This window comes from Njordella aestuarii (genome assembly GCF_056494165.1).
On record NZ_CM151397.1, the window covers coordinates 6,379,867 to 6,398,316 of the forward strand.

Sequence of the window (18,450 nt, forward strand, 5' to 3'; positions counted from 1 at the left end):
GCCCTTGGAACACATAGAAGGAAACATCCCAACAAAAGCAGAAATCCAATCGCGATCGCCTCGGTTTTCAGGATGTTTTGCTTCTACGCTTCCCCATCTCGCTAGCTATACTTGTGTCTTCATAAGTCTGTGAAAGACGGTTTCATGTTTGCTCATTCTTCCCATGTGCTGCGCCATCGCCAATGACGAACCCCGATAAGATCTTTATGCAGCGTGCGATTGAACTCGCCAGTAACGGCATCGACAGTGATGCGGGTGGCCCCTTCGGAGCGGTCATAGTGCGGGAATTATCCATTATCGGAGAAGGCTGCAATAAGGTCACGTCGACAAACGATCCCACAGCGCATGCGGAGATTGTGGCGATTCGCAAAGCCTGCGAGCATCTTCAATCATTTCAGCTGACCGGATGCACGATTTATACTTCGTGCGAGCCATGCCCCATGTGTTTAGGCGCAATCTACTGGGCCAGACCAGATCGGATTGTGTACGCGTGCAACCGTACTGATGCTGCCGAAATCGGGTTCGACGATCAGCACATCTATGATGAGATTGGTCTGACCTTTGAAAGTCGACGGATTAAGACCGAAAACTTTATGCGTACCGAAGCGCTTTCGGTCTTTCAAAAATGGGCTACCAAGATCGATCGCATCGATTACTAGCGATCATGTGCTTCCAAGCGTCCCGCTCCTGCGGTCGCTTCACTCACCGAATCTTTAGCCAACGCAGGCTTTCGCAGTTCATCACGAACTTGCAGCAATTCCGCAACAACACTGATCGCTATTTCACTAGGCTCATTGCTACCGATTGGTAGCCCAATGGGACAACGAAAGCTATCTACAAGCTCCGGCGCAATCCCTGACGCCAATAACTCCTTACGCAGTGCACCTCGCTTCCCCTGACTACCAATTACACCTAAGTAGCTAAGCTGCTTTTGAGATTTCAGGATTTCTTCCAGGATAGGACGATCCGTCCTGTGCCCCATCGTCATTAGGAGCACAAAAGCATTGTCGGGGATTTGTGAAACAAACTGCACCGGTTCCGCGATGCATTTACATTCCAATTTGGAATCGCTGGGCATCTTTTCCAACCAATCTTGCCGTGAATCGATCACTGTAATTTTGCAATCGAGCGTCAGAAGACAACGAACCAGCGACCCGGCGACATGCCCCGCTCCGAAGATGACGATCGACCAAACGCGGTGATTCACAGTTTCGAAGAAGAGCTTCACGCTCCCTCCGCAAGTCATGCCAATGTCTCGCTTGAGATTCCATTCGTGAAGCTGAGTGCCGTTGCTATTAGCGGGCAACGACAACATCTCTTGCGCAACGGAGATGGCATGCTGTTCGATCCTACCACCGCCGACTGTGCCAAAGAGCAACCCAGATGCATCTACCAGCATTTTACTGCCGACTTCTTGAGGGACGCTGCCATGCGAATCGACCATAGTCACGCAGACAAACTGCTTACCACTGGCCGCGAACTCAGCAAGTTTTTCGATGAAACCGTGCCTATTGGTCATCGTGCTTGACCGCCTTCACCACAGGTATATTCACCCCAGCCAATTCGATGCACCGAAGTATCTCTTCCGACGTGGCAGGTAATCGCAAATTCTTGGCCGATATCGGTGAGAAGCTAGCAAGAGCATCTTTCGCAGCCGTCCAAGCGCACACGCCTAGCAAGAGTGGCGGCTCCCCAACAGCTTTGCTGCGCCGAACCGTCAGCACATTGTCCGAATTCTCAAACAGCTTACAGTGAAACTCAACCGGCACATCCGTAATCGCCGGAATCTTGTAGGTCGTCGGCGAGTGAGACAGAAGTCGGCCGGCGCCGTCATAAATGAGAGCTTCCGCTGTTACCCACCCCATGCCTTGCACAAATCCGCCTTTAATTTGACCTAGGTCAATCCCTGGGTTAATCGATTCACCAATGTCCATTAACAGGTCGACTCGCTTCATAGTCAGCTGGCCGGTGAAGCGATCAATTTCCACTTCGGCGATCGCTGCGCCTTGCGTGTAATAGAGGAATGGATTTCCGCGGCCTGTATCTCGGTTAAAATCGACCCCCGGCGTCCGATAGAACCCTCGTGCTCCCAAATCTATTCGTTCCAGCCGAGCAAGCTTTGTGAGCTCGGCAAAAGTGATTCGCGCCCCTTCCGGATCACGATCGTCAAACACAAAACCCCCTTCGAAGACAACATTTGCCGAGGATTCGCAAAGGCCTTTCGCCGAGTCCATAAATCTCCGGGCCGCAAATTCCGCAAGTCTCTGCCGCAGGATCTGGCACGCATCCACTGCGGCCGCTCCGTTCAAGTCCGTTCCTGCAGAGGCGGCCGTGGGCGACGTGTTGTTGTTTTTTTCCGTCGAAGTCGGCATCAGCAATACTCGTTGCCATGGTATTCCGAATTCATCCGCGACAATCTGGCGTATCTTCGTGTTTAGCCCCTGCCCCATTTCAGTTCCGCCCGTCGAAACCTGCACAGTTCCGTCTGTGTAAATGTTGACGAGCGCGTTGGCTTGATTCAGGAATTTAGATGTAAAGGAAATACCGAACTTTACTGGGGTCATCGAAATGCCACGCAAGGTACAGCTGTCGTTCTGCAGCTGCTTTCGTCGTTGGTGGTAATGTGCGGTGGCTGCTAGAGTCGGAAGTATCTCAGGCAAGTGATTGCGATGAAACAATTGGCCATACGGAGTCTGATGATCCTTGTCGACACCGTAAAGATTTCTCGATCGAACGTCATAACTATCGGTCTGCAGTTCGATCGCGATCTCTTCGATAATATTTTCGATGATTGCGATCGCCTGCGGTCCGCCAAAACCACGGAAAGCCGTGTTAGGAGGGATGTTTGTAAAGCAAACTTGGCCAAAAATCTCCACATCCGAAAGGTAATATGCGTTGTCGATGTGCATCATGGTGCGTTCTAACACCGAAGTTGACAGGTCAGCCGAAGCACCTCCGTTGGAATGAATGTCGACTTTGAGCGATTGAATTTTTCCTGTATCGTCAAAGCCAACTTGCCAATCCGCGCGATATGCGTGTCGCTTGCCTGTGATCTGCATATCTTCGTCTTTGTTGTAGATCACTCGCGCTGGACGGCGAGTCCGATTTGCAACCAGCGCAGCAAAAGCGGCTGGCAGCGCAGCCTGCGTCTCCTTACCACCAAATGCGCCGCCCATTCGTTTGCAAATCGCAACTACTTGATGGTTTCCTATCCCTAGCACTTCTGCAACGACGTTCTGAATCTCCGTCGTGTTCTGTGTTGAAGAATGCACGATGATCTGGTCGTCTTCGCCCGGAATAGCCAAGGCGGCTTGCGACTCGAGATAGAATTGCTCTTGGCCACCGATTTGAAAGGAGCCTGATAAAGTTCTCTCTGCGTTGGCCATCGCTTCGTCGGCGTTGCCTTGCCGAATACAACGTCGCGGGCCAATAAACCGCTGAGCTTGAATTGCCGCCTCGATCGATAGAATGGGCTCCTGCTTTTCAATTTCCAACTGTACAGCCATCTTGGCTTTATCAAGCGATTCCTGGGAAGTTGCGGCAAGGATAACTATAGGCTGGCCGACATAAGTTACATCCTCAAACGCAAGCACTGGTTCGTCGGCAAAAATTGGCCCAATCAGCTTGTGGCCTGGAATATCTTCATGTGTTAAAACAGCAATAATTCCTGGGACAAGTCTCGCTTGATCAACTTGAATCGTTCGAATCTTTCCAGCGGCAAACGGACTACCGACGACACCGACCACTAGTTCGTTTTCGTACCGCGGCAAGTCATCCAAATAGTCGGCTCGCCCGGTTACGTGGCCGACTGCGGAATCGTGGGGGATAGTTCTACCTACGTATGCCATGACCTCAAGCTCTCACTAATTTGCTACCAGCGACTGACTGGTAATAGAATTTCATGAACACGTTCCTCGCGAGTTGGTTCCTATAGTCGGCCGAACCGCGAACATCTGAAATGGGCGAAATTTCTTGAACCGCAGTTTCGCCAGCCTGCCGCATTATTTCGACACTCACTGGTTCCCCAACCAAGACTTGCTCCACCTTGCGTAATCGCAACACGGTTGGCCCGACAGCGCCCATCGCTATCGCTGCACTTGAAATGATGCCGTTGTCGATTTTCATTCGTACGGCAGCCGTAAAGGTTGAAATATCCATATCTCTGCGTCTTGAAACCTTGGTCAGTGAAAGCATTTCTTCTGGAGCAGGCAGAGGTATACAAATACTGCGTATGATTTCGTCCTTGGCCAAGTCGAACGTTTTGTAACCTTGATAAAAGTTATTAATGTTGACACGTCGCGAACCGCGTTGACTGACTAACTCAAGCTCAGCTTCCAAAACGTAAAGTGCTGGCAGCGAATCGGCGATTGGGGAGGCATTGGCGATGTTGCCCCCCAGCGTTCCCATGTTGCGGATTTGAGGCGAACCAAAAACTTTCACGATATCGGCAAGCTCTGGCAAGTTCTGCTGGAATATTGACAGAGTATCAGTCCAAGAAACGCCACTGCCGATAGTCACACATTCGTGTTCTAAAGTGACTTGTTGAAGATCCTTTACTCGCGAAATATCCAGCAGCAACTCAGGCGTAAATACTCGCTTGTTGACTTGAACACCAACATCCGTTGCGCCCGCAACGATTTTCGCGGCTGGATGTTGCGCCCGAAGATCGCATAGACGCTCCAAGGACGTCGGCGAGAACACACGCGGCACCGTCGCCCCATCGATGTAATCGACCAGACAAAATTCATCGTCTGCCACTGGTGCGTAAATCTTTGACAGTGCGTCCAGCGGATACCGAACGCCAAGCGACTGATACTCGGCCGATTGAACTTGCTCGCAAGCAGAAAGTATTGGATCGTAGCCCGTGCAGCGACACAAATTGCCCGTCAGCTCCTGCCGCCATTCCTCTTTGCAACTCGCAGAGCATTGTGAATCGCACTTCGACTTACCCTCCATAACTCCAGTCATGGCCATTACAAATCCGGGCGTACAGAATCCGCATTGCGAACCGTGGCAATCGACCATCGCTTGCTGAACGCTACTCAGCTCGCGGGGTTCTCCGACACCTTCCACCGTGACGACGTGGTGTCCATCCAATTGAAAAAGAAAACAGATGCAAGAATCGATCGCCCTGTAGCGTGGCGATTCCGCAGCGAGATCTGCGACAAGAACTGTGCACGACCCACAATCGCCCTCTTCGCAGACGATCTTCGTTCCTGTAAGGCGAAGTCGACGCCTTAAATAGTCGCTCAACGAGAGAAGGCTGTCCGCACCAGACACCTGCTGCTTCTGACCATTCAAAAAAAACAATACAAAGTCGCGCATGGTAGCTCATTCTACAGCTGGTCGCCAACAATATAAAAGCCAGTAAGAAGTTTCTCCACTGGAATGAATGCTCTACCCATTGGTACTATACTGAAACTCAAACAAAAAACGAGGACAAAATTATTGTGACTTCTTCTGCTGCGTGCTCCGAACTTTCGTTAGTCGCTTCGAAAACGCTAAAACGTTGCGAACTACTTGCTCAGGAGAGCGAATCTGCGGACGGTATCACAAGGACATTTTGTTCTGAAGCTATGGCCGGCGCGCATCGACTATTGCGGGAATGGATGTCAAGTGTCAAGCTTGACTGTCGAATGGATGCGGCTTGTAACTTGTTTGGTACGACAAATTCCCCGATTAGAAAAGCAAAATTTCTGATCGGATCGCATATTGATTCGGTCCCGAATGGCGGACGTTATGATGGGGCCTTGGGCGTCGTTTTAGGAATCGCCTTGGTGGAACTGTTGGGCGAATCGGTTCACGAGCTGCCGTTCGCGATCGAAGTCGTCGCGTTTTCAGAAGAGGAAGGCGTTCGATTTCGATCGCCATATATCGGATCACGGGCTCTCGCCGGTTGCTTCGTAGACGAACTGCTCGGTCGATGCGACGATCACGACATATCTTTCACTGATGTTGTCGAAAGCTTTGGGGGATGCGCAGCCGAGATCGCAGGTTGCAAGCTTGATCCTAAAGATTACATTGCCTTTTTAGAACCACATATTGAACAAGGGCCCGTACTCGAGGATGAAGGGCTGGCGGTTGGAGTGGTAAACGGCATCGCTGGGCAGACCCGCGTAACTGCGAGGTTTGTGGGACGCGCATCCCATGCGGGTACAACGCCCATGCGGTTGCGACAGGATGCTCTGACTGCTGCTGCGGACTGGATTACACAAGTGGAACAGATGGCGAACCAAACGACTGGGTTGCTGGCTACCGTCGGCCACTTGCTTGTTTCTCCGAATGTACCAAATGTTATACCTGGGGAGGTCTCCGTTCGCTTGGATGCTCGTCATCTGGACGATACTGTCCGAATACACTCGGTAGAAGCATTGCGAACTGAAGCAGAATCGATCGCCGCTCGTCGGGGGTTGAACTTTTTCTGGGAACGTTGTGAAGAACAACCCGCAGTACTTACCGATCCTAATGTGTCCGACGTGCTCGCTCAGTCGATTGCCGATTTAAAGCTGCCGGTTCGGCATATGCAAAGCGGTGCTGGGCACGATGCCGTAATCATGGCTCCGCTGCTGCCAACAACGATGCTATTCATTCGGTGTAAAGGCGGAATCAGTCATCATCCTGACGAATCTGTCGACATTTGCGATATCGAGGAATCCCTGCGAGTGATGCTCCAATTTGTACGTAGACTTGCGACCCTACACTCAGTTCCAACTTTGTAAACACAGCTAATATTTTATCAGTGCACCGTTCTTAGAGGATTCACATTGGACATCTACGGCTCTACACGCTCGACAATAAAACCCAACCACGCATTGATCACGCCCGACACCCACGTACGCTCGCCGCTAATCGGGTGGAAGAATTCGGAGGCGATCATCCATATTGCCCCAGTCCTGGGTGCGCGGTTCATGCAATACACTGCCATCATGGGATCGAATTCTCAAAGCGCAGCCCTGCCCGCCACAGTGCAACGGTTTGTGTATGTACTGGAAGGGTCTGTTGAATTGTCGGAATCCCCAGGTGGTAAGAAGCAGCTCAGCGCAGGAGGGTTTGTATATTTGCCACCAGGTTCGAAATGCTTACTCGGATCCGGCGACGGCGCACGACTTGAGATTTTCGAGAAGAAATACGTGCCACTTGCAGGTATCGCGCTGCCTTCAATGGTTGTTGGCAATGCCGCTGATGTCTCCTCGGAAGCATTCATGAGGGACGACGACGCTCAACTGAAAACGCTTTTGCCAAAAGAGCCAGCGTTCGACATGGCCGTCAATCTATTCACCTTTCAACCTGGCGCAACGCTCCCTCTTGTTGAAATTCATGTTATGGAGCATGGCTTTCTATTGCTGGAAGGGGCGGGCGTTTATCGTTTGGACTCTTGCTATTATCCAATCACCGCCGGTGACGTTATCTGGATGGGTTCATTTTGTCCTCAATGGTGGGTGGCGATGGGCAAAAAACCGTCGACCTACTTGTATTACAAAGACGTACATCGCGATTCGCTGGAGGATGCATAATGGTCATCCTCAAGCTCCGTATTGATGGCGAACGTGTCGAAAGAGAACTTATCGCACTGGCTCAATTTAGCGAAGCACCCGCCCCTGCAGTTACACGAATCGTCTTTTCTGAAGCCGATAGGGCAGCTCGTAAGTTTTTGACATCGCTTTTTGAAGATGCTGGGTTGAAAGTCCGAACGGACGCAGTCGGAAATTTGTTCGCGCGATGGGAGGGCACTTCCCCCGAGCTACCACTTGTTGGGACTGGCTCACATTGCGATGCAATTCCGCATTCGGGACGTTTTGATGGTACGGTGGGAGTGCTAGGCGGGTTAGAAGCGATTCGCGCTCTTCAAGCTTCAGGGTTTCGGCCAAAGCGCAGCATCGAACTGCTCATGTTTACCGCCGAAGAGCCGACTCGATATGGGATTGGATGCTTGGGTAGCAGATTGCTGGCGGGCGTATTAGACGCTTCCGAAGCAGCCAAGTTTAAGGACGTCGACGGCAAGACTTTGGAAGAAACCCGTTCCAAGTTCGGTTGCCTGGACAGCCTGACGGATGTCAAGCTACCGCAAAACTATTACTCCGCTTTTGTCGAGCTGCATATTGAACAAGGACCAATTTTAGAACGTGAAAATCTTTCGATTGGCGTTGTGAAGGCTATCGCCGCGCCGGCCGCTTTGCGATGCCGCTTTGAAGGCGAAGGTGGGCATGCCGGTGCTGTTCTGATGCCAGGCCGTAAAGACGCTTTGCTGGGTGCCGCACAACTTGCCTTAGCCGTTGAAGAACATGTTTTGCAGGTCGGAGGCGCAGATACCGTAGGCACGACGGGTTATCTAAAGGTCCATCCATGTGCTGTAAATAGCATTCCGTCGTTGGTCGAGCTTGAGATTGATGTTCGTGACGTCGATGCCCAGCGGCGCGACCGCGTGTTATCCTGCATTGCTCAAAGCGCGCAAGATATTGCAACAGCCCGCGGCTTAGCTGTCTCGCTAGAGCAAATCAATGCCGATCCTCCAGCCACTAGCTCTCCCGATATAATTGACGCCATACATGATGCTTGCCAGCACGCTCAGCTGCCCTACCTCGACATGATCAGCCGAGCATACCACGACAGTCTGTTTATGAACGTCATTGCACCGATCGCTATGATCTTCATTCCTTGCTACAAAGGCTATAGCCACCGCCCTGATGAATTCGCTTCAACACAGGCAATTCAAGATGGGATTACCGTTCTTGCAAATACTTTGGCATTCTTATCGTCAGTGGAGTAACTCAGTTGAATATTCGCTTAGCTCATCAAAGCTATGGTAAATCTCGCGTACGTTTTACGAAGGTCACGCGCCACGCGCAACACCATGATATTGCCGAATGCACCGTATATCTTCAATTGGAAGGCGAGTTTGAAAAGTCTTATGTGACAGGCGACAATAGCCAGATCGTCCCCACCGATACGATCAAAAACACGGTTTACGCAATCGCTCAGCAGAATACTTGGGTCGACATCGAAACTTTTGGGCAGCAACTCACCAGCCATTTCTTAAATTCGTTCAGTCACGTCAGCATGGCTTCTGCCAGCATCGAACAAGTTTGCTGGCAACGAGCAATTATTGACTGCAAACCTCATGAGCACTCGTTTGTTCGAGGCCCTGAGGAAGTTGCCAAGTGTGTGGTTCAACAAGATCGCGAGTCGACTTACGTTGAATCTGGAATCAGCGGACTGCAGATCTTGAAGACCACTGAATCTAGCTTCGTCGGTTACATCGTCGACCAATTTACAACCTTGGCACCGGCGGAGGACCGCATCTTTGCCACAAATGTCGAAGCGACTTGGTCTTGGGCTACCAAGCCTATCGATTGCGATGAGGTACGTCGCAAGGTTCGTGATATAATCTTGCAAATGTTTGCCACCGAGCACAGCCCATCGGTGCAGTACACGATCTATCGCATCGGTGGTAAGATTTTGGAAAGCCTTCCGGAAATACTTGATGTTACTCTATCGATGCCGAATCAGCATCGTTTGCTGGTTGACGTCGATAGATTGGGATTAACGGGGGACCACAGTATTTTCTGTCCAACCGATGAGCCCTACGGTGACATTACTGCCACGATAGAACGCGAGTAACGGCTATGCCACCACGTTTTGCACTTGCTAGCGATCGAATCGTTACACCAGAAGGGTTGCTTGACGGTTTCGTTCTAATTGAAAATGGACAGATCGTCGACCTTTGCAATCGCTCTGAGGCTCCGTCAAACTGCGCGATTGAAGACCTGGGCTCACTGGTCATAGCACCGGGAATTGTTGACGCTCACGTCCATATCAATGAGCCGGGCCGCGCTGATTGGGAGGGCTTTGAGACAGGCACACAAGCAGCTGCTGCAGGCGGTGTGACGACGATAGTCGACATGCCCCTCAACAGTACCCCTGTAACTATCGACGCCGAATCGCTGGCGATCAAGCGTGCTTCTGCTACTGGAAAATGCTGGGTTGATGTGGGCTTCTATGGTGGACTTGTCCCTGGCAATCCGGGCAAGATCCCGGAGCTTATCCGCGATGGCGTGCTTGGCATCAAAGCATTTTTATGCGACTCGGGTTTGCCCGACTTCCCAGCCTCTACTCGCACGGAATTGGAAATAGCGATGCCGGTCCTGGCAGCCGCAGGGTTGCCGCTTCTGGTCCATGCAGAGCTCGTTAATGATTCAGCGCCGGCGATGGAGGACCCTCGCTCGTTTTCACAATTCGTCGCCTCCAGACCCGGCAGTTGGGAACTCGCCGCCATTCTTTTGTTGATCGATTTAGTTCAGCAATCGCTTTGTCGAACACATATCGTTCATTTAGCCAACGCAGACTCAATGATCATCAACTTGATCAACGATGCCAAACGGTTTGGATACCCGTTAACCGTCGAGACCTGTCCGCACTACCTCTACTTTTCCTCCGAAGAGATTGCCGACGGAGATCCACGGTTCAAATGCGCTCCGCCAATTCGTTCAGCAGCGAATCGCGAACAACTTCGTCAATCTCTGCTTAATCGTTCCATCGATACGATTGGTTCGGACCATAGTCCCTGCCCTGCGTGGATGAAATACCCTGACAGTGGCAACATTGACGCAGCTTGGGGCGGAATATCTGGTATTCAATTTACGCTACCGGTTGTTTGGACTGCGATGAAAGACTACTCGGTCAGCATTGACGAGTTGTTCCGCTGGCTTTCAACAAGGCCAGCGCACTTGATTGGACTTGAGCAATCCAAAGGTGAAATTAGTATTGGCTACGATGCCGATCTTGTCGTTTGGGACCCCGATGCGATTTGGAATGTAGAAGCCTCATCGATACGCCACCGAAGCGGCATATCCCCTTACGAAGGCCAAACCTTGACGGGCCTGGTTCACCGCACTTATGTTCGAGGCGAACTTGCATTCGCCGAAGGAAACCTGAGCCATCAGCCATATGGAAGGTTGCTTCGCAAATGACAGTCGCACAATTTCTCAATCAGTTGTCCGAAGCGGAAGCGAAAGAGAAGCTCGAGCATTGCTGCGCTGCGGCCTTGTGGGTAACTCAAATGCTCGGTGCTCGTCCATTTAAAAATGACCAAGCGATCCTAGATGCATCCGAAGCGGCTTTTGATTTGTTTAGGACAAGCGACTGGCTAGAAGCATTTGCAGCTCATCCACGGATTGGCGATATTGATTCATTACGAGCAAAATTCGCCGCCACGAAACAGTGGGCTATGGGCGAACAATCAGCTGTCAGCGATGCAGGTGAAGCAACGCTTACAGCTCTTGCAAAAGGAAATGACGATTACTTCGAGAAGTTTGGCTATATCTTCATCGTCTGCGCCACGGGAAAATCTGCGACCGAAATGCTCGAAATATTGCAAGCTCGACTGCCGAATACTCCGGAAATTGAAATCGGTTTCGCCGGTACTGAACAACGCAAGATCACTCTACTTCGCATCAAGAAGCTCGCCCCATGACCACTCGCAGTCCGATAACTACCCACGTCCTCGATACTTCCCTGGGAATTCCGGCCGTCTGCATATCGGCACGGCTTGAGTACAGTTTCGATGAAGGCTGGCAAGCAATCGCCTCAGGCGCAACCAATGCAGACGGGCGCATCACCGATTGGCTACCGCCAGGACCGGCGACGGCGGGCAGTTATCGAATTGAATTCGATACGCAGCGATACTTTCATCAATCTGGAACTGAGACGTTTTTTCCGAAAGTTGTGATCGAGTTTGCGATCACCGATACAGATCGTCATTATCATGTGCCGCTTCTGCTCAGTCCGTTCGGCTACTCGACATATCGCGGTAGCTAAGCCGATTAGACGAACATGTCGGTAAAGCGAAAGTGCTGACCGTCGAATAACCCACGGTCGCTTAGCTTCAAATCGGGGATGACTAGCAAAGCCATGAACGAGAGAGTCATAAATGGTGCTCTGAGCGGGGTTCCCATCGCCTTGACCATTTCATCCAGGACTGCGTAGGCGGAACTCACCCGCTCGATCGGTTCGGTCGACATTAACCCGGCAACGGGCAATGGCAAGTCTGCGATGCGTTCTCCGTCCACTACTGCTAGTCCGCCCTTCATAGCGACCACTCGATTGATCGCTCTGCAAAGCGAGTCGTCGTCGACGCCCACCGCGATGATGTTATGCGAATCGTGAGCGACAGAAGACGCTAACGCTCCCCGCCTGAGTGCAAACCCATTGATAAAAGCCACGGCCGGGGCTTCGTTGCGATATCGATTCAGGACGACTAATTTAAGTACATCGTCGCGAATATCGGATACGGCATATCCGTTTTCAGCAGTTACCGGCATTGTCACGCGCTGTGTTACAAGCTGTCCATCGAAGGCGCGGATCACTTCTATATTCTGAGTCAAAGCTGGTACAGCCAGCGATGACTTAGAACAAGGTTGAGCGTTAAATCGGTTTACAACGGAGTGACTTTCCGTGACGATTCGGCTTTGGCCTGCTTCCGCAACTACGTTCCCATCAATGAACGTACGCAGGACTTCCCAGCTCTCTAAATCTTTCACTTCTACAAAATCTGCGGGATCCCCCACCCGCAGCCTTCCAACGTTCAGCTTGTAGTGTTCGATGGCGTTCAAGCTTGCAGCTTTCAAAATATTAAATCGATCAAGTCCCAACTGCACAGATCTCTTGACTAGCTGGTTGATATGCCCGTGAATCAGTTCGTCAGGATGCTTATCGTCGCTGCACAGCATTACTTGGTCGGGGTATTCGTCAATCAGTTCGTAGAGAGCAGCGTAATTTCTTGCTGCAGAACCTTCACGGATAGCAATTTTGCACCCGACCGCAAGCTTCTCAAGTGCCTCTTGCTTAGTAAAACACTCATGATCTGTCGAAATGCCAGCTTGGAAATAAAGCTTGGCAAGTTCACCATGAAGACCAGGCGCATGACCATCGATCGGTTTGTTAGCTTGTTTAGCGGCCGCAATTTTCGCCATGACCTCAGGTTCACCGTTCAGAACCCCCGGAAAGTTCATCACTTCGCTCAGATAGCCAATCCGAGGGTCTTGCATCATGGTCGCGACATCTTCAATGCCAATAGTTGCACCCGCGGTTTCGAAACTCGTGGCCGGAACGCACGAGGGAGCGCCGAAACAGAACTTGAATGGCACGGTCGCTGCATTGTCCAGCATGTAGGAGACTCCTTCCACGCCCATCACGTTTCCTATCTCGTGCGGATCAGAGACAGTTGCAACGGTGCCATGAACTACTGCTGCACGTGCGAATTCTGCCGGCACTAGCATTGAACTTTCCACGTGCACATGCGCATCCACAAAGCCCGGAATCAGGAAGTTGCTCGCTGGCGAGTTTGTCGCTCGGATATCGATAATAAAGCCATCTTCGACAAAGATTTCCGCCGCGAAAATCTGACGATTGATTGCATCTACAACATTGGATATCAGTGAAAATGTAGGTTTCTTCATATCGCGATTGTAGTCATCAACGCGTCTTTTTGCCTATGTAAATCGCTGCTCGAAACCAAGTAGCATTCGATGTGCTGCAAACGCTCATTACATTTAGACAAAGGAAAACAATCAAACGTTACCAGCATGGATGTCGTTCTTTGTTATCCGATATCTGCCTGACAATTTGTTAGAATTCGGCCGGAGGCGAGACGATCACGATGAAAAATCTCGGACGATTGCTATATTGCATAGCAATCCTCTATTCATAGTAATCCAGAAAGCGTTGTCGTAATGTCTAGCTCTGCGCCCTTTGTTCTACCGCCGTCAGTCTGCCCACCTGTTCGAGTTCTGCTTGGCCCCGGTCCTAGCGATATCCATCCGCGCGTCCTCGAAGCATTAGGTCGCATGACCGTCGGGCACTTGGATCCGTACTATCTAAAGATTATGGACGAAACGCAGCAGATGCTTCGGCAAGTCTTCCAGACGAAGAATCAGCTCACGATGGCCGTTAGTGCTACGGGTTCGGCTGGCATGGAATCGACTGTCGTTAATCTAATTGAGCCAGGCGATTCCATGGTCATCGGAGTCAACGGAGTCTTCGGTGCGCGTATGGTCGACGTGGCCCAGCGAGCTGGGGCTGTCGTTACTAAAGTTGAGCGTCCTTGGGGCGAAGTTTTCACGCCCGACGATTTTAAAGAAGCAATCGCAAGTGCTAAGCCGAAAGTCGTCGGCATTGTGATGGCTGAAACATCGACTGGCGCTTCGCAGCCGATTCCTGAGATCAGTGACTTGGTTCGCAACTCGGGCGCAATGCTAGTCGTGGACGCCGTTACCTCACTGGGAGGGCTGCCGGTCAAGGTCGATGAATGGGGAATCGATGCGATTTACTCCGGCACGCAAAAATGCTTGAGTTGCCCGCCAGGCCTCGCTCCAGTCTCCTTCAGCGCTCGAGCTGTCGACAGAATTATGAGCAGAAAACAGAAGGTACAAAGCTGGTATCTAGATATGTCGATGCTGGCTTCGTATTGGGGCACTGACCGAGTTTATCATCATACAGCACCGATCAATATGAGTTATGGCCTTCACGAAGCGCTTCGGCTTGTGCTTGAAGAAGGACTTGAGAATTGTTTCGCGCGTCATCAGTTGAACCATCGAGCTCTCAAGGCTGGACTAGCTGCACTCGGAATCAAATACGCAGCACAAGAAGGCCATCAGCTACCAATGTTAAATGCAGTGCACATTCCCGAAGGTGTTGACGACGTCGTCGTTCGCAAAGCCCTGCTCGAACGTTTCGGTATTGAAATTGGCGGAGGATTGGGGGCGTTCAAAGGCAAAGTCTGGCGCGTCGGCTTGATGGGCTATGGATCACGGCAGAACAATGTGCTGCTCGTGCTGTCGGCATTGGAAAAGCTGCTTGCCGAACAGGGTTGCAAGTTCGATCATGGCGCTAGTATCGCCGCTGCCAACGAGGTCTATTCGTAAGGTCGAACCATTGTTGTTTCGCGTCACTAACTATTGGGGCTGCTTTTCGCTGAGCGGAATATCGCGAACAGCCTCGTGACACGCCTTGCAGTTGCTGGAGATCTTGGCTACCGCGGCTGCTAGTTGCTCACGTTTTGCGTACCGCTGCGGTTCGCTAGCGGCGCTGTTCAGAATCGATTCGAGCTCTTTGGCTGCAATTTCTGCATCAACCAAGAGCTTCTTAAAAACGTCGCTTTGAGATTCGACGTAGTCCGCGCGCAAGAGTTCTGTATAGTGCTCGCGCAGTAATAGCGACTCATGCGCTGGCCCTAAGTCGGGATGTTCCTCAAGCAGTCGCCAATCCTTTTTTGCGAACAACTGGATATGTTCAAAGGCGTGGTCTAAATCGACCATTGCATCAGCCAAGGGAGGCAGCGGTTCGACTTCATGAAACTGAACCTCAAGCGCATCTAAGACTTTTTCGGCGACCGGTTTCGCGTTTTTCACCGACTCAAACAATCCTCGATAATTGGGATTCGTTCCGGCGACTTGAAGCACTTGAAACGCCTGCGCATTTTGAATCCATCCAATGGTTAAACATGCGGAGGCAGCGGCGGCTGGACTTCGGTGTTTACCGTGATGGCAATGAATATATACCGGGCCTTCGTGCTCTCGGACCGCTTTCGAGATTTCCAAAATCCGCTGGTTCGGCACGCCGTCGTAGCCGTGGGGCAGATGGATATATTTCAGTCCATATTTGTTTGCCAGATCGATGTTGGGCGTGATCCCATCAACGCTAATTACCGTCTTGATCCCAAGTTGCTGGAGTTCCAAAAACCCAGCATCTCCTTCGGGCAAGCCGCCAGAATAGACACGGTCGGTAACCTGAACAACATTAGGAAGGTGCTCAGTCGTCAGCTTCTGAATTGTCACCTCATTCTTGGCTGCGCTAACAGAATCTGGTGTATCGGTAATATCTTGTCCCAAGTTCGCAATGTCAGGGCTTAACAGGCAACAAGCAGTACATAGCATTACGCTTGGAATGAACCTGCAATAAAAATTCGTTCGCGAGAAATTGACTGATTTCAGAAGATGCATCTTTAGTTAAAACTTATGTTATGACTTGTTCTGTAGCCCAGCGATTACGGTTTCCAGATACTCTCGGGCGCGACGTGCGAGGCTGTCGATTTGATCGGGATTGTCCGGCCTAGGCAACATTGGTGCCGATATATTTTCATAAGCCAATGGAATGGTCATTCCTGTGAATGCAAAAGGGCTTAACAATCGGTAGTGATCGATTTCTCCAAAGCCTGGTCCACAATCTTCGTCATGCGGCCAATCGCGGTGATCCTTTATGCAAAAGCTACGAATCTCGGTGGCACACGATTGGACGTCGGAGATCGGGTCGACATTAAGATAGTCCATAACATTTCCGGCGTCATAATTTACTGCGATGTTAGGGTCATCTATCTCGCGCACGATCTCTGCGCAGGCCGCGCCCGTTCCTGTTGCACCACCGTGTTGTTTGATAACAATCGTGACACCATGATCTCGCGCGATCGGCCCTAATTTCTTAAATCGCTCGACCCACAACTCGCGGCTATCGCCTTCGGAATGCCCGAATGTCAACACTTGACCGATCCCAGCTGCCGAAGCTTGTTGGATTCGTTGGGTGAAAACTTTCAAGCTGCGAGGATCTTCTGGATAGATTGTTGAAAACATCATGACTGGTTCAAGTCCGATGTCACGGCAGCGAATACCTAACTCTTTGGCGATCTTTGGAGCGGCATCTTCTGCCATCACGGGCACTTCTTTTCCATTAAGCTCGCGGTTAGTAACGCCCCAAGCAACATGTTCGAATCCGGCAGACTTAATACCGGCGAGCGCTCTTTCCAGTGGAAAACTGCTGTACGGTAGCGTCATACACGCGTGCTTAAAAGTCGTCGGGCCTTTGGATACTGCATCCACGGTTTCGGTGTGTTGCTCGTCTGCTTTACCGCTTCTGCTTAGTAGTGCGAACGAAGCGGCTGTTGCGGCGAGAGCGCCCACGACCTGCCTACGAGGTAGGGTAGTCTCCGATTGATAAAGGTTCATTTTTTCCTTCCCGCTCGCAGCTGAAACAGAACAAAGACTAGTTCAAGAGTATTGCGTGACGCCTGGAATGGCGACTTTCGGTGTGGCTAGCTCTCCCCACTCGTATTTCGCTGGTGTTAAGTCCTCTTTTGAATTCCAAGCCATGTCCCACGTTATTTCCTGTCCCGTGTAAGTCGCCATCCTTCCCATGATGGCGAGCAAACTGCTCTTGGCCATGTATTCTCCGTTGTTAATCGGAACACCAGCGCGAATACTTGCAAAGAGTTCATCATGTTCGACTTGGTACATATTCTTTTCTTCACCCGAATACTCCCACGTATCTCGCGATGTGATGCGCACGCCATTTTGACGCTCCGTTAACAACGCAGTACCTGCCGTGCCAAGAATGTCGACGCTGATGTCGCTCTTGCAACCTTCTATTTGCCGTGTATTGCTCACGAGTCGAGCACCGTCGGAATACTCGTAGACGACGCTGTGGTGATCGAAGATATTGCCAAAGTCTTCACCGTTACGAACTTCACGCCCTCCCATGCCGATCGCCTTGACGGGATACTTGTCCCCTATGGCCCACGTGCACAAGTCTAAGTTATGAACATGTTGTTCGACGTTAAAATCACCCGATAGCCAGGTAAAGTAATACCAATTATGCATTTGCCAATGCATGTCAGTCCACTCTGGTTGACGAGGCTTGACCCAAATGGGACCGCGATAATCGTTCGCAAACATCGCTCGAATATCGCCGATTGCCCCGTCGTGAATCTTTTGGACAGCCTGTCGAAACGGATCGTGATATCTCAAGCAAAGCCCAGACACTACCGATAGATTCTTCTTTTTCGCTTCTTCGCAAGTGCGTAGCACAGAATGTACGCCAGGCGCATCCACGGCACATGGCTTCTCGGCGAAGACATGCTTACCCGCGGCGATGGCCGCTTGCATGTGCAGCGGACGAAAGTGAGGGGGCGTGGCGAGCAAAACGACATCAACCCCGCTATCGATGACTTGCTTGTAAGCATCAAAGCCGAAGAACTGACGCTCTCGAGGGACATCGATTTTGCCTTCCAGCGTTTTGATCCGTTCGAGGCTCTTGAGACTCATCTGCAAACGGGGCTCAAACATATCGCCCATAGCAACGAGCTTGACGTTATGATCTGCATTGAGCGCTTCCGAGGCCGCACCGGTCCCCCGCCCGCCGCATCCGATCAGCCCGACCTTGATCACATCGTCGCCCGCGGCATGAACCATCGAACGGTTGCTAAGTGCGTTTACTACTGCTCCACCTGTGACCAGCGACGACGCTTTTACGAACGACCGTCGCGAGCTGGCGTCGGTTGAACGCCGACGGTCTTCTTTGGGTTTTGTTGCGTCATCTGGCTCCATAGATATCCCCTTAGATATCCCCTCAAGTCAAAGTGTGGCTAACAGATCGGGTGACGCTCGATCACCAAGTCGAACTTTTCCA

16 protein-coding genes are annotated in these 18,450 nt (G+C 51.2%); 9 read left to right on the forward strand and 7 right to left on the reverse strand.

Annotation, left to right across the window (positions count from 1 at the left end; translation table 11 throughout):
- Positions 1 to 182 precede the first annotated feature (182 nt).
- Positions 183 to 659: a nucleoside deaminase gene (locus SH451x_RS24890; RefSeq protein WP_479360005.1), complete on the forward strand. Its 477-nt coding sequence runs from the start codon at positions 183 to 185 to the stop codon at positions 657 to 659.
- Here the strand turns inward: SH451x_RS24890 and xdhC are convergent.
- The 3 genes from xdhC to xdhA are packed head-to-tail and all read right to left on the reverse strand — an operon-like array spanning position 656 to position 5,325.
- Entirely contained in the window at positions 656 to 1,519 is an 864-nt protein-coding gene (gene xdhC / locus SH451x_RS24895; RefSeq protein WP_479360006.1) for a xanthine dehydrogenase accessory protein XdhC, read from the reverse strand. The two genes, SH451x_RS24890 and xdhC, sit on opposite strands and share 4 nt — an antisense overlap.
- On the reverse strand, positions 1,509 to 3,848 hold the full coding sequence (xdhB, locus tag SH451x_RS24900) for a xanthine dehydrogenase molybdopterin binding subunit (RefSeq protein ID WP_479360007.1): 2,340 nt from the start codon (positions 3,846 to 3,848) through the stop codon (positions 1,509 to 1,511). The genes xdhC and xdhB overlap by 11 nt, the downstream gene beginning before the upstream one ends.
- A gap of 4 nt (positions 3,849 to 3,852) precedes the next feature.
- A complete protein-coding gene (xdhA, locus tag SH451x_RS24905; RefSeq protein ID WP_479360008.1) occupies positions 3,853 to 5,325 on the reverse strand; it encodes a xanthine dehydrogenase small subunit in 1,473 nt (490 codons plus the stop codon).
- A 125-nt stretch (positions 5,326 to 5,450) separates the two neighbouring features.
- On the opposite strand from xdhA, the gene SH451x_RS24910 reads away from it, so the two are divergent.
- The 7 genes from SH451x_RS24910 (at position 5,451) to uraH (ending at position 11,814) form a co-directional block, all read left to right on the forward strand.
- Positions 5,451 to 6,719 carry an allantoate amidohydrolase gene (locus tag SH451x_RS24910; protein ID WP_479360009.1) on the forward strand — a complete coding sequence of 423 codons (1,269 nt, stop codon included), beginning with the start codon at positions 5,451 to 5,453 and terminating at the stop codon, positions 6,717 to 6,719.
- A 93-nt stretch (positions 6,720 to 6,812) separates the two neighbouring features.
- Positions 6,813 to 7,514: a (S)-ureidoglycine aminohydrolase gene (allE, locus tag SH451x_RS24915; RefSeq protein ID WP_479362933.1), complete on the forward strand. Its 702-nt coding sequence runs from the start codon at positions 6,813 to 6,815 to the stop codon at positions 7,512 to 7,514.
- Positions 7,514 to 8,767: a M20 family metallo-hydrolase gene (locus SH451x_RS24920; RefSeq protein WP_479360010.1), complete on the forward strand. Its 1,254-nt coding sequence runs from the start codon at positions 7,514 to 7,516 to the stop codon at positions 8,765 to 8,767. The genes allE and SH451x_RS24920 overlap by 1 nt, the downstream gene beginning before the upstream one ends.
- A gap of 5 nt (positions 8,768 to 8,772) precedes the next feature.
- Complete coding sequence (gene pucL, locus SH451x_RS24925) at positions 8,773 to 9,618, forward strand: factor-independent urate hydroxylase (protein ID WP_479360012.1); 846 nt, start codon at positions 8,773 to 8,775, stop codon at positions 9,616 to 9,618.
- 5 nt (positions 9,619 to 9,623) lie between these two features.
- On the forward strand, positions 9,624 to 10,967 hold the full coding sequence (gene allB / locus SH451x_RS24930) for an allantoinase AllB (protein ID WP_479360013.1): 1,344 nt from the start codon (positions 9,624 to 9,626) through the stop codon (positions 10,965 to 10,967).
- Entirely contained in the window at positions 10,964 to 11,470 is a 507-nt protein-coding gene (gene uraD, locus SH451x_RS24935) for a 2-oxo-4-hydroxy-4-carboxy-5-ureidoimidazoline decarboxylase (protein WP_479360014.1), read from the forward strand. The genes allB and uraD overlap by 4 nt, the downstream gene beginning before the upstream one ends.
- Positions 11,467 to 11,814 (forward strand): hydroxyisourate hydrolase, encoded by a 348-nt coding sequence (uraH, locus tag SH451x_RS24940; protein WP_479360015.1) that lies wholly within the window; start codon positions 11,467 to 11,469, stop codon positions 11,812 to 11,814. The genes uraD and uraH overlap by 4 nt, the downstream gene beginning before the upstream one ends.
- 5 nt (positions 11,815 to 11,819) lie before the next feature.
- Here the strand turns inward: uraH and ade are convergent, their stop codons facing one another.
- The gene (gene ade, locus SH451x_RS24945; RefSeq protein WP_479360017.1) at positions 11,820 to 13,454 is read right to left on the reverse strand and encodes an adenine deaminase; all 1,635 of its coding nucleotides are present in this window, start codon (positions 13,452 to 13,454) and stop codon (positions 11,820 to 11,822) included.
- Between the two features lie 273 nt (positions 13,455 to 13,727).
- Here ade and SH451x_RS24950 point away from each other — a divergent pair, with 273 nt between their 5' ends.
- On the forward strand, positions 13,728 to 14,918 hold the full coding sequence (locus tag SH451x_RS24950) for a pyridoxal-phosphate-dependent aminotransferase family protein (protein ID WP_479360019.1): 1,191 nt from the start codon (positions 13,728 to 13,730) through the stop codon (positions 14,916 to 14,918).
- A 30-nt stretch (positions 14,919 to 14,948) separates the two neighbouring features.
- Here SH451x_RS24950 and SH451x_RS24955 read toward each other — a convergent pair whose 3' ends face one another.
- The 3 genes from SH451x_RS24955 to SH451x_RS24965 form a co-directional block, all read right to left on the reverse strand.
- Positions 14,949 to 15,929, reverse strand: coding sequence for a hypothetical protein (locus SH451x_RS24955; RefSeq protein WP_479360020.1), 981 nt, complete (start codon positions 15,927 to 15,929; stop codon positions 14,949 to 14,951).
- Positions 15,930 to 16,013: 84 nt separating this feature from the next.
- Entirely contained in the window at positions 16,014 to 16,991 is a 978-nt protein-coding gene (locus SH451x_RS24960) for a sugar phosphate isomerase/epimerase family protein (protein ID WP_479360021.1), read from the reverse strand.
- Positions 16,992 to 17,033: 42 nt separating this feature from the next.
- On the reverse strand, positions 17,034 to 18,368 hold the full coding sequence (locus tag SH451x_RS24965) for a Gfo/Idh/MocA family protein (protein WP_479360022.1): 1,335 nt from the start codon (positions 18,366 to 18,368) through the stop codon (positions 17,034 to 17,036).
- Positions 18,369 to 18,450 lie beyond the last annotated feature (82 nt).